Below are 15,361 nucleotides of genomic sequence, written 5' to 3' on the forward strand. Positions count from 1 at the left end.
ATGATTAAGACAGAACTGATTAATACGTTGGATCATTTGAACACTGTTATTGAAAATGATCGGGCTGACTCCGCTGACTATCAGCAGGCTGCTTCGAGGCTTTCTGAACTGGTCAATGGCACGATTGGCATCCGAGAACTATCATTTATCAGTCAGGCAATTGGCCGAAGCTTGACGAATTCAGAACTTGCCGACTTAATTTTAGCAGCTCAAGCTAATAAGCCTTTGAATGAAGTTCTTCAGCTTCCTGCTGAAGCTGACGCCGCCTACACGATTAAATACCAACGCCGTCAAGCAGGGATGACTCAAGTTGAGCTGGCCAAAAAGATTGGCATTGAACAAAGCCAGCTTGCCAAAATTGAAAATGGCAGCTTAAAAGTCAGTTTAAATCTCCTGCAGAAGGCAATGACCGTGTTTGGCCGCTCATACATTGTTAAAGCATTATAAAACAGACTAACCTTTGTGGTGAATTCAGATCCGACGGGATTGGGGTTCACTACAAGGGTTAGTCTGTTTTACGTTAAACGCATATAAGTTTCGTACTTGTTAACATCTTTAAACGGCAAACTTTGAAAAATTTTCATCTCCAGCCGGTTGGCCATTCCAAATTCACCAGCCAGGGTCTGGTAGTTGTCTTGAAGCCACTGAAGCTGTCGGTTCAATAACTCATTTAGCGCCTGAGCATTAGTCGCATTCATTTGGCCAAGTTCAACCGAGTGTTCACCAAGGTCATATAGGAAACTGAAGGCGGCCAGCTGATCGTCTTGAATTAACGCGAATGGGGCTGTCGAAATTTGTCGATGTGAGATGAGTGCTGACCAATCTGGTAATGGCATCGTTATCGCTGGATTAAAAGTTGGTTTGCCGGCGTATTCGCGCATGCTACGTTCCAGCACGGATTGGTAGAGTGAATCCTGCGATGATACTTCAGCGAACGTCTTGAGCGCCCCTGACGCAGTCGGCGCGTTTAGTGATAGGCCGCCTAAATCCACTGTTGCGGTCAACGCGGTTTGTACCAACCGGAAGTGCTTCGTCGTTAACCACTGATTGAAAGGATGCTGAGGAGCATAGTCGCGTGTGATCATGCGGTCGTCATCGAACTTCCAGGCTAATTTTTTAATATCCTCATAGACACGTTGAAACAAGACATCTTGTTCGGTGGCCTTGGGATCGACATACACAGCGAAGTTCAAGGCATTTGGGTGTAGCTTGTTATGCCAAAAGACCGAAGTGGCGTCAATACTGCCATGGGGATGGTAGACTTTGACGTTGTCGGGATAGGTGCGCATCGCCATGAAGATTTCGTGCTCATTTTGAGGGGCGTGGGGGATGAATTCAGTTTTGTTGGGTAAAATGGCTCGCATGACTGACCTCTGATTTATTTAAATGGGTGCTCGTGCAGTAATTGGGTGTAAAAGGCAATCTCGTGAAAAGCTTCTTTCAGTCGCGCTTCAAAATGGTCACTGTTATCGGCATCTTTGATCAGGTCGCCTGCCTGGGTGAAATTATCATTGGCATTCCACAACAGAACCGGCGTCGGCAGGACCATCATTTTGAGCATTTGCAAAATTTCCACGAAGGATTCCGCTGCCAGCATGCCGCCGTCACTATAGTAGGAATACGAAATAATTTGGACCGGTTTGTGATCCACTTCCGGGCCGACATAGTCCAATGCGTTTTTTAAAACGCCAGGAATTGCGTGATCATATTCGGGCGTCATGATCACGAAGCCATCATCGGCTTTCAATCGGTTGAGCCACTTTTGCTCGTTGTCTTTTAAGCCGGTAATCGGATTGGATAATGGCGTTTCATCATGGTGATAGGGTTCCAGCGGGAAGTCTTCTAGCCGGATCCAATCGTAGGTCACTTGATCAGAGTCAGGAAAGCTGGCCTGTAAATATTTGAAAATGGATTCACCAAGTTTACTGCGGATAGATCCTAAGATTACAGCGATTTTTATCAATATATCATCCTCCACTAGTTCATTTATTTTAGTATAGCATGTGGAGGTTGACTTGCAGATCCTCTCCGGAAACGTAAATTATAGAAATAATTTATATAAGAGGGGCAAAATATTGCTTTAATGTCCCACTAGAAATCCGTAAAAGGTTACCTCGACCTAGGAGATTTGTTTTGTCGATAGTCTCATATCCATGTTATAATGAAATCACAAAAAGGAAGCCCCGATTCAACAGGACTTCCCATTGTGGAACCGTTTAAGACGGCAGCGCATTTTTAGTTATTAAATAACCGCAAACTGGCTAAAGTTATGGGCGGTTATTTTTTTTGCCAATTTTTGATTAACTCTACAACTAAGGTGATTAGTCCAATGGTAAAGATACCAAAGGACACCATTAATTGTAGAGCGTCCGAAACGGACACCAAGGGCTCTCCTTTTACTAGAGTTTCTGAAATTCCTATTTGATGGTTTACACCATAGGCATCATCTCCATTTAGAAGCGCCACCGCCTTAACTTCTCCACAGATTCTAACTATACTGGATTTATTTGGTAATAACTACGTAAACTGGTTCATAAATCCAAAAAAAGTCCCCGAGTGCTTATCCGCACCGGGGACTTTTTTAGACACTGGCTTCTTTAGTTTTAGCTTGATCAACAGCCGAACGAATCGATTGAGTAAATTTTTTTACCGCATCAGGGGCATTTTGTTTCTGCTTCGCAACAATGTCAACAATCGCACTACCGATAATCACGCCGTCCGCGATCTCGGCCATCGTCTTGGCCTGCTCCGGCGTGTGGACGCCAAAGCCGATTGCCGTAGGAACGTCAGTATACGATTTGATTTCGGCAACCAGATCCTTCAAACCATTGAAGAATTCATTTCGTTCACCGGTGATGCCCAGTGAGGAAACCACGTAGATGAATCCGGACGCTGCCTTAGCAATCTTTTCAACTCGGTGGCCAGATGTCGGCGCAATCAGCGGGATGATGTCGATGCCATATTTATCAGCGGTTGGAACGATGTCATCACGGCTTTCATAGGGCATGTCGGGAATGACCAAGCCAGAAACGCCGAGGGCCTGACACTTTTTACAGAATGCATCGTAACCATACTTGAAGACGATGTTTAAATAAGTGAGAAAAACAATCGGCACATCGGTTTGTTTACGGGCTGCCTCAACGATTTCAAAGACCGTCTTGGTGCGGACACCGGCGTCAAAAGCACGCAGGTCGGCCGCTTGAATCACGCCGCCGTCAGCGATTGGGTCGGAGAAGGGAATCCCGACTTCAACGATGTCAGCGCCGCCTTCTGCTAAGGCGACGATATTGGCAACTGTGGTATCAAAATCCGGATCGTCAGCCACGACAAACGGAATAAAGGCTTTATGATTTTTGAAAATTGCGGATAAATTACTCATCAATATCGACTCCTTTGTATTTGGCGATGCTGGCAACGTCTTTGTCGCCGCGTCCTGACAGGGTGCAGACGATAATCTGATCTTTAGACATGGTTGGGGCAATCTTTTCGACGTAAGCAACTGCGTGACAGCTTTCAATTGCGGCAACGATGCCTTCTTGTCGGGCGATGTATTCAAACGCCTGGACAGCTTCATCATCGGTGATGCCGACATATTGCGCTCGGCCTTCTTTAGCCAGGGCAGCGTGTTCCGGACCGACACCAGGATAATCCAAACCGGCAGAGATTGAGTAGACTGGGTTGATCTGGCCGTCTTCGTTTTGCAGGAATAATGACTTCATGCCGTGGAAGATGCCGACGGTACCCCGTTCAATGGTGGCTGCGGTCTGATCACTGTTAACGCCTTTACCGGCAGCCTCAACGCCGACTAATTTGACTCTTGGGTCATCGATGTAATCGGCGAAACTGCCGATAGCGTTACTGCCGCCGCCGACACAGGCGACAACCATGTCAGGCAAGGTGTTTTCCTTGGCTTTCAGTTGCTGCTTGGATTCCTTACTGATGACGCTTTGGAAATATTTAACCATTTCTGGAAATGGGTAGGGGCCAACAGCCGATCCCATGACGTAAAAGGTGTCTTCGGAACGACTAGCCCATTCCTGGAGTGTGGCGTTGATGGCATCCTTGAGGACCATCGAGCCGGTGGTGACCGGGTGAACCTTTGCACCAAGCAATTCCATTCGGTAGACGTTTAATTTTTGGCGGTCGGTATCTTCTTTACCCATGAAAATTTCACAGTCCATCCCGAACAAAGCAGCGATGGTTGCGGTGGCAACCCCATGTTGGCCGGCACCGGTTTCAGCGATCAGGCGCTTCTTGCCCAAATGTTTGGCGAGTAACGCTTGGCCGATAACGTTGTTGATCTTATGGGCACCGGTATGGTTGAGGTCCTCACGCTTGAGATAGATTTTGGCGCCGCCGAGGTCTTCGGTCATGTTCTTGGCGTAATAGAGCAGTGATGGCCGGTTGGCATAGTTGATTAATAAATCGTGTAATTCGGCTTGGAAGTCGGGATCGTCTTTCAAAGTGTGAAAGGCTTTATCGACTTTTTCCAATTCAGTCATTAAGGTTTCAGGGATGTATTGGCCGCCGTATGTATCGGCGAAAATTCCTGGTCGTTTGGTTGTTTGAGCTTCAGTTAAATTTTTCATAGGACATATTCCTCTTTCGCATTTTTGATGAAATTCATTATTTTATTGGGATCTTTTTTGCCGTCGGATTCGACACCCGATGAGACGTCGACAATATCTGGCTGAACGATTTGAACCGCTTGATTGATGTTGTCAGGCGTCAATCCGCCAGCCAGGATCATTGTTCGATCAACGTGGGGGACTGCCTGCCAATTCAAAACTTGGCCGGATCCTTTGCCGCTATCGACCATCAAATAGTCGGCGGTCGACTTTGGATCGATGGCTTGGCGTTCGAAGACTTGAATGACTTTGAGTCCGGCGCGCTGCAGTTCGGCAATCTCTTCAGGGGTGCTTTTGCCATGGAGCTGGGCAATGTCGATGGCGCCAGCTTGGTAAATGGCCAAGATGTCAGCGATTGATTCATTAACGAAGACGCCAATTTTTTGGATGTTTGGATTTAAATGGGCCTGCAGTGCCAGCGCAGTTGTTAAGGAAACGACGTGGCGGCTTTTCGCAAAGACAAATCCCGCGAAATCAGCCTGCGCTTCATTGACGGCCTGAATATCTGCCGGTTCCATCAAACCGCAAATTTTGACTTTAACCATGGACACACCTCCTGAAGGTTATTTGACGGTAGCTGCTTTGAATTCTTTAATCAGTTGTTGCTTGTTGTTGGCCCGCATGAGGGTTTCACCCATCAGGATGCCGTTGAAGCCGGCATCGGCCAGGGCTTCAACATCTGCTTGGGTCTTGATGCCGCTTTCGGCGATCACAGGGATGCCTTCTGGAACCATTGCCCGTAATTTCAAACTGTTTTTAAAGTCAACTTGGAAATCCTTGAGATTCCGGTTATTGATGCCGATGATTTTGGCACCGGATTTCAATGCCCGGGTCACTTCATCGGCCGTGTAGGCTTCAACGATGGCCTGCATGCCCAGGCGCTCTGCCAATTCTCGGTAGGCTCTTAATTGCTGGTCATCGACGATGGCAACAATCAGAAGGATGATCGAGGCACCGTTGGCTTTCGCTTCGTAAATCATGTAAGGATCAATCGTGAAATCCTTTCGGAGCGTTGGCGCGGAAACTGCCTGGCTAATTTCCTTCAGGTAGTTGAGGCGACCATTGAAGTAATCCGGTTCGGTTAGAACGGAAATGGCATCAGCCCCCGCCGCGTCATAACTTTTGGCGATTTGGAGATACGGGAAATCAGTGACGATCGTTCCTTTAGATGGGGAGGCTTTCTTCACCTCGGCGATCACATGCAGCCCAGATTCATTCAAAACGTCCAGAAAATCAGGCTTCAAACTGGCAGGCATTTGAGCAGCTTCATTTTTTAATTCTTGGAGTGGTTTTTGAGCTTCGTGCTTTTTTAAACGTTTGTGGGTTGCGGTTACTAAATCATCTAAAATCATGCAACCACGTCTTTGCGTTTGTCAGAGAAGGCGATCAGTCGGTCAAGCTCTGCTTGGGCTTTACCTTCGTCGATGGTCTTGGCAGCGAGGTTAATGCCTTCTTGAATCGTCAATTCCGGGTGGGCAAGGTGCAGTGCCGATCCGGCGTTGAGTAAAACAATGTCTCGCTTCGGCCCTTTTTTACCAGCTAAGATATCCTTGGTGATTTGGCCATTTTCTTCAGGAGTACCACCGACCAAGTCCTTTCGGGCTGCTCGTGTGAAGCCAAATTGTTCAGGTGTCAAAACGTACTTGGTTAATTTGCCGTCCCGTAATTCAACGACGGCCGTTTCATCAGCGACGGTCATCTCATCGAGACCATCCCGGCCGTGAATCACCATGGCGTTTTTGACGCCTAATTTCTTTAAAACATTGGCCAGTGGTTCAAGCAGGTCTTCATCGTAGACGCCTAACAGTTGGCTGGTTGGGTGAGCTGGGTTGGCCAGCGGTCCGAGGATGTTGAAGATCGTGCGAATCCCTAATTGTTTACGGACGGGCGCAACGTACTTCATTGATTTGTGGTATTCCTGGGCAAATAAGAAGCAGAGGTTGTTGTCCTGCAAGCTTTGGAAACTGGTGGCCGGATCTTCGTTGATGTCTAAGCCCAGTGCTTCGAAGACGTCGGCAGCCCCGCTCTTGGATGATGCGGCCCGGTTACCATGTTTGGCGACTTTGGTTCCGGCAGCGGCAACGACAATTGCGCTGGTGGTGGAAATGTTGAAGGTGTTGGCTTTGTCGCCGCCAGTCCCAACGATTTCCAAGACGTTACCGGCTTCGGGGAACTTCAAAGCGTGATTTCGCATGGATGATGCAGCCCCGGCAATTTCGTCGATGGTCGGATTCTTAGCCGTTAATGCAGTTAAGAGGCTGGCAGTTTCAATTTCGGATGTTTCACCGTTCATAATTTCATCGAGAACGGATTGGCTTTCGTCAAATGTAAGATCTTCGTGGTTAACAACTTTTTCAATGGCTTGTTTTATCATGATAAATTCCTCCGAATATTTTCATATAGTAGTTTCGAAATAAGTAGTTGAAATTCACTCTATGATTTGCCATCGTTTAATTTCCATTTTCATAAGTGTGACCTCCGTCAATTTAGATAAAAAAATAATCCGTCCATAACAAAAGTTGATTGTTAAGGACGGATTATTCCGCGGTGCCACCTTAGTTCAATTAATCAGGGTAGATAAAAAACATCTGTTAAGTTCCCCAATTAATCACTCTTAGCAAGGGACTAACATCCCTCCGGCAACTGACGTATACCAACACGTTTCTCCGTACTCGCGAACTTTCGGAAGAACCCTCAGTGGTCCATTTAATCATCTGCGTTCGATTGCACTCTCAGCTGCGGCAACTCTCTTTGCGTGCACAATGATCTTGATCTCCACTTCATCGGTTTTATGGACGAATTAATTGTTGCTTTGTATATTAGAGCCTTATAATGTAAATGTCAACAGATTTTAATCAAAAAGATCAAAACAATTTTTCTCAAGGGGGTCAGGTCAATGGAAAAATTAGTACGGGAATATATTGAAAACCAGCCAACAGCAAGGCAAGAGAAGCTTTTGCAACTGTATGAAATTATCCAAAAACAAATGCCAGCAGGCTACGATGAAAAAATTTCATATGGGATGCCGACGTTTCATTACCACAAAAACATTATTCACTTCGCAAATTTTAAGAATCACATCGGAATTTATCCCGGCCCAAAGGCCATCAATGTCTTTAAAGATCAGTTGGAAGGCTACAAGACAAGTATCGGCGCCATCCAACTGCCGGTCGACCAGCCCTTGCCAGAAGATCTGATTACGCAAATTGTTCAATTTAATCTCGACAACGTCTAGCATTCTCTTGGTGAGTATGGTATCACTGAACCAAGAGAAATTGGAGGGATTAGTGTGCAAAACCAGTTGAGTCACCCTGGTGGTCATCAACTACACGAGAGTAACCATGTATTCAGTGAGGAGAAAGTCATTGGCGATATCGCAACCATCGCCAATATGATTATGTATATCTCATACATAGGAGAGATCCTGCAAAATTTGAACGGCCAACCGACGTCATTTATTCAGCCTTTCTGTGCCTCGATTAACGCGGCATTGTGGGTTGCCTACGGTTGGGTCAAGCCAAAGCGGGATTGGATTTTAATTGTGGCAGATGTGCCCGGTGTCATATTTGGATTGATCGCCGCAATCACCGCAATTATGTAACGTCGTCAAAGCGCATTGCCAGTGATTGGTGAATGTGCTTTTTTGTTGTATAATTTTCAAAAATGCAGGGAGACGGTCACATGAAGATCAAAATTGCATTGGCACAGCTTGATATTACATTCGGTGATCCAGACGAAAATTTCGCCCAAATCGAACCAAATGTTCAAAAAGCTGCCGAACAAAGCGCAGATATTGTTGTTTTTCCAGAAATGTGGAATACCGGGTACGATTTGACCCGTCTAGGTCAGGTGGCCGATAAGAACGGCCAGCGGACACAGGCTTTATTGGGGAAATTGGCCAAGAAGTATCAAATGACCATTCATGGCGGTTCGGTCTCAACTGAAAAGAATGGTGCGTTCTACAATACAACTTATATCTTTGGACTTGACGGCAAACTGCTGACAACTTACGACAAAGTTCATCTTTTTGGTTTGATGCATGAGGATGAGTATTTGGCATCCGGGGTTGAAGAAAATCATTTTCAAATCAAAGGGATCGATGCGGCCAGTGTGATCTGCTACGACATTCGGTTCCCGGAATGGCTGCGGACTTTGAGTCTTGACGATAGTCGCATTCTGTTCGTGCCTGCCGAGTGGCCGACTTCACGAATCCCGCAGTGGCGCCGATTACTGGCAGCTCGGGCAATTGAAAACCAAAGCTTTGTGGTTGCTGTTAATCGGGTCGGCAGTGATCCGGACAATCCATTTGGCGGCCATTCAGGCATTTATAATCCAATGGGGGATGAAATTGTGACTTTAGACGATCATCCTCAATTAAAAGTATTCACGATTGACACCAAAGAAACTGACGATGCCCGCGGATTTATGCCGGTATTTGAGGATCGGCGGCCGGAACTTTATCGATAAGTAGGAGATTGACGATGTCAGATATTTATGATGATGCAGCATTTTTTCAAGCGTACAGCCAGATGAACCGGTCAAAGGATGGCCTGAATGCAGCCGGCGAGTGGCATGAACTGAGAAAACTATTCCCGGATTTTCATGGCAAACGCGTGCTCGACTTGGGCTGTGGGTACGGTTGGCACTGTCGATACGCCGCTGATCATGGCGCCAGTGAAGTCGTTGGAATCGATGCATCCACCAAAATGATTCAAAAAGCCAAATCAATGACCGACCAAGCCCAAATTCATTATCAAGTATTGGATATGATGGCGATTAATCAGCTTGCCGGCAGTTTTGACGTGGTGATTAGTTCGCTGGCGATTCATTATATCAAGGATTATGCCGGATTGATTGACTTGATTAAGGATAAGCTGACTCCCGGCGGTAAATTGATCATCAGTGTTGAACATCCCATCTTCACCGCAGAAGGTCACGAGGAATGGATCCTCGGAGACGATGGCCGGCCAAGGTATTGGCCGGTGGATCGCTACTTTGACGAATCCAAACGGACCACGGATTTTCTCGGCTATCCAGTTGAGAAATATCACCGCACGTTAACCACTTACTTGAACACATTGCTGAACCGAGGCTTTAATTTAGATCAAATCGTTGAACCGACTCCCACTCATAAAATGTTGGCAGAGAGCCAAGAGATGCGTGATGAATTAAGGCGGCCGATGATGCTGCTGATTGCGGCGACACTCAAATAAATATCAATTAAAAAAACGGAACTAATTAACGACAAACATTTGCCGTTGACTGGTTCCGTTTTTTTGTCTCAAGGATGCAGGTCCAGCGTACATGTATGTATCCGGATGAAGAGTGGCTTTATTTGCATGTCATAAAAAGCCAATAAGTTGAAACGTTGTTGAATGGTCATCCCGAGCATATCCTAATACCTGTAAACGTTTACGAAAGCGGTTCCACATATTATTGATTATAAGAATGGAGGTATTTTATGAAGTCTCGATCAAGATCTGGATGGATGTTGACGATGAACGCAAGTATTGCCTCATATCTTGACGCAAGCATTTTGGTAACGACTGGAATTGTGCTGGCAATGTGGAAAACCCAGTTCGGCTTGAACGCGTGGTGGGTTGGCGCACTTAGTACATTGGTAACATTGTCTGTTGCCTTGGGGTCGGCGGTTGGGGGTTATCTCTCTGATAAGTTTGGCCGGGTCACCGTCTTCAATCTAGATATTTTATTCGTTGCCCTTGGAACATTATTAGTCGCCTTGGCGCCAAATCTGCCAATGATTGTGGTTGGTTTGTTTATCGCCGGGGTTGCCTCAGGGGCCGACTTACCGACTTCCTTGGCAGTTATTTCGGAACGAACAGAACCTGATCAGTACGGTAAGGTGATTGCTTCAACCGAAATTTATTGGTTGGGCGGAATTGTTCTTTCTCAAGGATTGGGCTTCTTGACAGCTGACATGGGCTATATGAGTTCCAGAATCCTGTTTGCCTGGCTGGCAGTGGTCGCGTTAGTAACTTGGGGAATCCGTGCCCTTTCACCGAAGTTTCATAATCTGGAGACTCAAATGGTTGTCCCAGTTGAAAGACGGGCTTCTACTGAGGAAGAAGTTGCCGCAGAAAAAATTCCTTTCCGAAAACTCATCGCTATGCCAAGGCACTTTGTGCCAATGATTGGGCTGACTGGTTTCTATCTTTTTTGGAATATTCCGGCTAACACCTGGGGATCATTTCTGAACTACTTTTTGGTGACCGTCGATGGTCGCAGCCAGCAATTTTCCACTTTGTGTGCATTCTTTGCCAACATCTTGGGGGCATTTGTCCTCTACGGCATCTACATGAAGTTTGCTGACACGAAGTACCGTTACATTATGACTAGGGTCGGTCTAATTCTGTGTATCTTATCATTTGTTCTCTCAGCAGTGTTCGGTGGTGTTTGGTGGATTTTCACCATTTCATATTTTGTTTACTGCTGTGCCAACATGCTTCATGGTGAACCCTTATTCAAAATCTGGAGTCAGTCATTATATCCAGTACATGTTCGGGCAAGCGTAACCGGTATTAGCTATTCAATTGTTCGCGCAGTTACAGCAGTCTTTTCGTTCGTCACACCCGCAATCATGGCCTATTCACCAACATTATTAATTTGGCTATTGGTTGGGTCACTAGGGATTTGCTGGTTATCTGCAGAACTCGTTATGCGCTTTATTGCCCATCATGATATTCCCGATCCAGTATACAGTTCTCGCAAACTGGATCCAAAATACAATCAAAATTTAGCAGCAAATAAGGAGACTCATTAACTATGGAAACAAAAGACATTTCATATTACCGTCCCCTGGCGTATGCCGCCGGGATTGGTTCGATGCTTGGTTCAGGCATTATTGTGGGGTTGGCTGCTACCATTTCGGTGTGGCAATCCGGATTGGGATTGACAAATGGTCAAGTCGGGATCATTTCCGGTGCGTTGACATTTGCCATCGCTTTTGGATCGTTGTTTGGCGGCCGGATTGCTGAATCAATTGGTCTGATTAAAGTCTTTAACTGGATCAATTTGTTCTACGCAATCGGTGCTGGAATCGCTGTATTTGCCCCGAATTACATCACGTTATTAATTGGGGTCGTCATTACAGGGATTGCCTCAGGAACCGACTTACCGATTTCTTTGACAGTAGTTTCAAGAGATTCGCCTGATGCTAAAACTTCAGCAAAATTGGTGTCATCAACGCAAATCTTTTGGCAGGCCGGCATCTTTATTTCATATATTGGTGCCTTCGCCGTTTTGACCGGTGCCACCGGGGCTCGAATCGTCTTTGGACTGTTGGTTATTTTCGCAATCATCACTTGGTTGTGGCGGACGATGTCAAGCAAATTCAAAGAACTCCATGACGAAGGAACAGCTCGTTACGAAGAAAATCGCAAGAACAGTAAAGAAGTTGCGACTAAATCAGTTACTAAGATTTTGTTTGGCGAAAACAAAAAGTTCTTGTACTTCTTCATTGCAATTTTGATCTTCTACATTGGTTGGAACCTGCTTGCAAATACCTGGGGTCAATTCCAGACCTTCATGATGGTCAAGGCCAATGCCTCACAAAGTTTGGCAACCGGTGCCGGAATCGTTCTAAACGTGATTGCGTTAGTTGTCAGTGCTGTCTTCTCATCCATTGCCGGAAGCAAATACCGTAATACGGGGTTTGTAATTGGTGCCGTTATTATGTTCCTTGCCATGGTTGGAATGACAATGGGTGGCGGTAGCTTAATCGCAATCATCGTTGCGATCGGTTTCTACAACATTGGTAGTCCAATGGCTGGTGAAGCTTTGTATAAAGTTTGGACGCAAGAGTCATTCCCGGTTGAGGTTCGTTCTTCAATTCAAGGAATTATCAACGGAACATCACGGGTTGTTTGTGCACTATTTGCTTTCGTTACCCCAGCCCTCGTTTTACCAGGGGTCATCAAAATTACCATGTGGTGCTTTGCCGGAGTCGTCGTTGTCAGCTTCATTGCTGGTGCAATTATGATTCGTCTGCAGCGCAAGTATGGAATTGAAAAATAATTGAGTTAGTTAATGTCAAAACAGAATCTGATAAGAGAGAAGGATTTTTAGAATGTCTGTGATTGTTAATGCAAAAGCACCATATGATTTACAAGTTGAACACTATCACGGCGATGTATTAGCCATTAGAACCGCTACTCCGCGGATTTCATGGAAGTATGATGGCCATGTGGCTGATTCAGATGAGGTCGAACTCCAAATTACCCGGCATATGCCAGGTCAAGCTGGGACAGTTGAATCAATTGTTACCGAACCGGTTAACAACGTTTTGTTTGCCTGGCCATTGGATCCATTGGTTTCTAGAGAACAGGTTGAAGTAAAGGCCCGTCTGGTTGATGGTGATACCAAAGGGGACTGGTCACAAACCCTTAAATTTGATGAAGGAATTCTTGAATACTGGGAACTCCAATCAAGCTTTGTTGGTCCGAGCTGGCCGGAAGCAGAAACTGACCATCGTCATTTACCACTGGTTCGCAATGAGTTTACGCTTAAAGACACGCCAGTATATGCACGACTTTACCTTTCTGCACTTGGTCTGGTTGAAGGTCATGTGAATGGCAAACAAATTGGCAAAGACATCTTAACCCCAGGCTGGACAGCCTACGATGATCGTCTGGAATGCTGGACTTACGACTTGGTGGGCGACTTGAAAGCCGGTCAAAATGCGTTTGGCTTTTACTTGGGTGATGGCTGGTATCGCGGCCGGATTGGTTTCAAAGGCGGTAAGGCGAACGTCTATGGAGACAAGATTGGTGTCTTCGCGCAGCTGGAAGTGACTTATCCTGACGGCACCAGCGAGCAGATTTTCTCTAATTCACATGATGGATTATGGAAAGTGACCAAGGGGCCAATCACCCAGTCTGACTTGTGTGAAGGTGAGACTTATGATTCGCATCTTGAGAAGGACGGTTTTGACCAACCAGGATATGATGATGCCGATTGGCTGCCAGTTGCCCAAATTCCGTTTGATCGACGGAAGATGGAGTTTCCAATCCTGCCACCAGTCCGTGCCAACATGGTTAACAAGCCGATTTCAATCAAAAAAATTCGCGAGTATGATGGCAAGGCTGATTGGCAAGTCGACTTTGGTCAAAACTGTACTCAACGGATTGATCTGCATATTACCAACGCGCAGGATGGCGATGTGATTGAACTCCAGCACGCCGAAGTATTGGAAAGTGACGGGTCACTTTCCACTCGGCCACTCCGTCGAGGTCAACAAATTGATCAATACATTTCAAACGGGTCGGATGCACACTTTGAAGCCCGCTTTGCCACCCACGGATTTAGATATGCCGAAATCCGTGGTTGGCGCGGTGAACTGACTGCCGATGATATGCAGTGTAAAGTCTACTTCTCAGATATGTTGCAAACCGGGACTTTTGAATCCTCTAATGAGAATGTGAACCGGCTTGATGACAATGCGCTTTGGTCAATGCGATCAAACTTTGTTTCCTTGCCGACTGACTGCCCGCAACGTGATGAGCGTTTAGGTTGGACTGGCGATATCTCACTGTTCAGCCCCACAGCCGCATATTTCTACGACGTTGAAGGTTTCTTGAGCAGCTGGCTTCAAGATGTTTCACATGAACAAAAGCGATTGGGAACAGTACCGTTTTATGTCCCATTTATTCCATTTGCTGAATGGACTGAACCGCAAGGCATTGCCATTTGGGGTGATTCTGCTGTTCGAGTTCCTTGGGCAATTTACATGGCAAGTGGTGATAAAGAGATGCTTGCCAAGCAGTATGAAACTGCTAAAGGTTGGATCGATGAGGTTAAAGGTTACCTTTCAGAGGATGGTGTTTGGGACCGTAAGCCGGCATACTCACTGGGACAACTTGGTGACTGGCTGGATCCCACGGCACCAGCGGATGATCCAGTAAAAGCCATGACGGAAAAGAATCTAGTCGCAACCGCATTTTATGCCAATAGTTGTGACATGTTTGTTAAAATGGGTCACGAACTTGGTAAGGATGATGAGGCCGATGAATATACCAAATTAGCCAAGCATGTTCATCTTGGATTTAAGAAGCGATTCTTTAACGACAAGGGTATCATGACTTCAGACACGCAATGTGCCTATGCACTGGCAATTGCCTTTGGGTTGGTGGATGACGATCCAGAGATTAAAGAATTTGCCGGTCACAGGTTGGCATTACTTGTTCGTCGCGCTCATGGTAAAATTGGCACAGGCTTTGCTGGAACCCCTTACATCCTGCCTGCATTGACTGAGACAGGTCATATGGATGAGGCTTATCAATTGTTCCTGTCTGAAGAATGCCCAAGCTGGATGTATCAAGTCAAAATGGGTGGCACCACTACTTGGGAACGTTGGGACTCAATGCTGCCCGATGGCTCGGTTAACCCTGGTGTAATGACGTCGTTTAACCACTATTCACTTGGCTCAGTTGCGGATTGGATTCATGCAACGGTTGGTGGTCTTAAGCCGACTGCCCCGGCTTGGCACCAGTTCGAAGTTGCCCCTCGTCCGGGTGGTAACTTAACGTCTGCCAAGGCTTCACACGAAACCCCATTTGGAACAGCCAAGGTTGAATGGAATTACACTGACGGCAAGCTGTCGGTTTCCGTTGACGTTCCGTATGGCGCCACTGCAAAAGTCGACATTCCAGGCTATGACACAGTTGAACTCAGGGATGGACACTATGAAAATAGTTTTGATTACCAAGCATCTTAAA

16 protein-coding genes are annotated in these 15,361 nt (G+C 46.2%); 8 read left to right on the plus strand and 8 right to left on the minus strand.

Annotation, left to right across the window (positions count from 1 at the left end; translation table 11 throughout):
- Positions 1 to 447: a helix-turn-helix domain-containing protein gene (locus KE627_RS06745; RefSeq protein ID WP_013728981.1), complete on the plus strand. Its 447-nt coding sequence runs from the start codon at positions 1 to 3 to the stop codon at positions 445 to 447.
- A gap of 68 nt (positions 448 to 515) precedes the next feature.
- On the opposite strand, the gene KE627_RS06750 is transcribed toward KE627_RS06745, so the two are convergent.
- The 8 genes from KE627_RS06750 to trpD form a co-directional block, all read right to left on the minus strand.
- Positions 516 to 1,364: a hypothetical protein gene (locus tag KE627_RS06750; protein ID WP_056938916.1), complete on the minus strand. Its 849-nt coding sequence runs from the start codon at positions 1,362 to 1,364 to the stop codon at positions 516 to 518.
- 14 nt (positions 1,365 to 1,378) lie between these two features.
- Positions 1,379 to 1,963 (minus strand): NADPH-dependent FMN reductase, encoded by a 585-nt coding sequence (locus tag KE627_RS06755; protein ID WP_013728979.1) that lies wholly within the window; start codon positions 1,961 to 1,963, stop codon positions 1,379 to 1,381.
- A 314-nt stretch (positions 1,964 to 2,277) separates the two neighbouring features.
- On the minus strand, positions 2,278 to 2,466 hold the full coding sequence (locus tag KE627_RS12475; RefSeq protein WP_081464589.1) for a putative holin-like toxin: 189 nt from the start codon (positions 2,464 to 2,466) through the stop codon (positions 2,278 to 2,280).
- Positions 2,467 to 2,581: 115 nt separating this feature from the next.
- Positions 2,582 to 3,379 (minus strand): tryptophan synthase subunit alpha, encoded by a 798-nt coding sequence (trpA, locus tag KE627_RS06765; protein ID WP_013728977.1) that lies wholly within the window; start codon positions 3,377 to 3,379, stop codon positions 2,582 to 2,584.
- Positions 3,372 to 4,589 carry a tryptophan synthase subunit beta gene (gene trpB / locus KE627_RS06770; RefSeq protein ID WP_056938917.1) on the minus strand — a complete coding sequence of 406 codons (1,218 nt, stop codon included), beginning with the start codon at positions 4,587 to 4,589 and terminating at the stop codon, positions 3,372 to 3,374. Before trpB ends, trpA begins: the two co-directional genes overlap by 8 nt.
- Positions 4,586 to 5,173, minus strand: a complete 588-nt coding sequence (locus tag KE627_RS06775; protein ID WP_056938918.1) for a phosphoribosylanthranilate isomerase — start codon at positions 5,171 to 5,173, stop codon at positions 4,586 to 4,588. The genes trpB and KE627_RS06775 overlap by 4 nt, the downstream gene beginning before the upstream one ends.
- Positions 5,174 to 5,191: 18 nt before the next feature.
- Positions 5,192 to 5,980, minus strand: a complete 789-nt coding sequence (trpC, locus tag KE627_RS06780; RefSeq protein ID WP_056938919.1) for an indole-3-glycerol phosphate synthase TrpC — start codon at positions 5,978 to 5,980, stop codon at positions 5,192 to 5,194.
- Positions 5,977 to 7,002 carry an anthranilate phosphoribosyltransferase gene (gene trpD / locus KE627_RS06785; RefSeq protein WP_013728973.1) on the minus strand — a complete coding sequence of 342 codons (1,026 nt, stop codon included), beginning with the start codon at positions 7,000 to 7,002 and terminating at the stop codon, positions 5,977 to 5,979. The genes trpC and trpD overlap by 4 nt, the downstream gene beginning before the upstream one ends.
- Before the next feature lie 522 nt (positions 7,003 to 7,524).
- Here trpD and KE627_RS06790 point away from each other — a divergent pair.
- The 7 genes from KE627_RS06790 to KE627_RS06820 all read left to right on the plus strand — a co-directional run bounded on the left by KE627_RS06790 (position 7,525) and on the right by KE627_RS06820 (position 15,360).
- On the plus strand, positions 7,525 to 7,863 hold the full coding sequence (locus tag KE627_RS06790) for an iron chaperone (protein WP_013728972.1): 339 nt from the start codon (positions 7,525 to 7,527) through the stop codon (positions 7,861 to 7,863).
- A 54-nt stretch (positions 7,864 to 7,917) separates the two neighbouring features.
- Entirely contained in the window at positions 7,918 to 8,229 is a 312-nt protein-coding gene (locus tag KE627_RS06795; RefSeq protein WP_014940727.1) for a SemiSWEET family transporter, read from the plus strand.
- 80 nt (positions 8,230 to 8,309) lie between these two features.
- Complete coding sequence (locus KE627_RS06800; RefSeq protein WP_013728970.1) at positions 8,310 to 9,095, plus strand: carbon-nitrogen family hydrolase; 786 nt, start codon at positions 8,310 to 8,312, stop codon at positions 9,093 to 9,095.
- 14 nt (positions 9,096 to 9,109) lie between these two features.
- On the plus strand, positions 9,110 to 9,841 hold the full coding sequence (locus tag KE627_RS06805; protein ID WP_013728969.1) for a class I SAM-dependent methyltransferase: 732 nt from the start codon (positions 9,110 to 9,112) through the stop codon (positions 9,839 to 9,841).
- Positions 9,842 to 10,125: 284 nt separating this feature from the next.
- The gene (locus KE627_RS06810) at positions 10,126 to 11,409 is read left to right on the plus strand and encodes an MFS transporter (RefSeq protein ID WP_249291322.1); all 1,284 of its coding nucleotides are present in this window, start codon (positions 10,126 to 10,128) and stop codon (positions 11,407 to 11,409) included.
- A 2-nt stretch (positions 11,410 to 11,411) separates the two neighbouring features.
- Positions 11,412 to 12,662 carry an MFS transporter gene (locus KE627_RS06815; protein WP_056938920.1) on the plus strand — a complete coding sequence of 417 codons (1,251 nt, stop codon included), beginning with the start codon at positions 11,412 to 11,414 and terminating at the stop codon, positions 12,660 to 12,662.
- A 52-nt stretch (positions 12,663 to 12,714) separates the two neighbouring features.
- The gene (locus KE627_RS06820; protein WP_056938921.1) at positions 12,715 to 15,360 is read left to right on the plus strand and encodes a family 78 glycoside hydrolase catalytic domain; all 2,646 of its coding nucleotides are present in this window, start codon (positions 12,715 to 12,717) and stop codon (positions 15,358 to 15,360) included.
- Position 15,361 lies beyond the last annotated feature (1 nt).

This window comes from Lentilactobacillus buchneri, from assembly GCF_018314255.1.
GTDB classification, from domain to species: Bacteria; Bacillota; Bacilli; order Lactobacillales; family Lactobacillaceae; genus Lentilactobacillus; species Lentilactobacillus buchneri.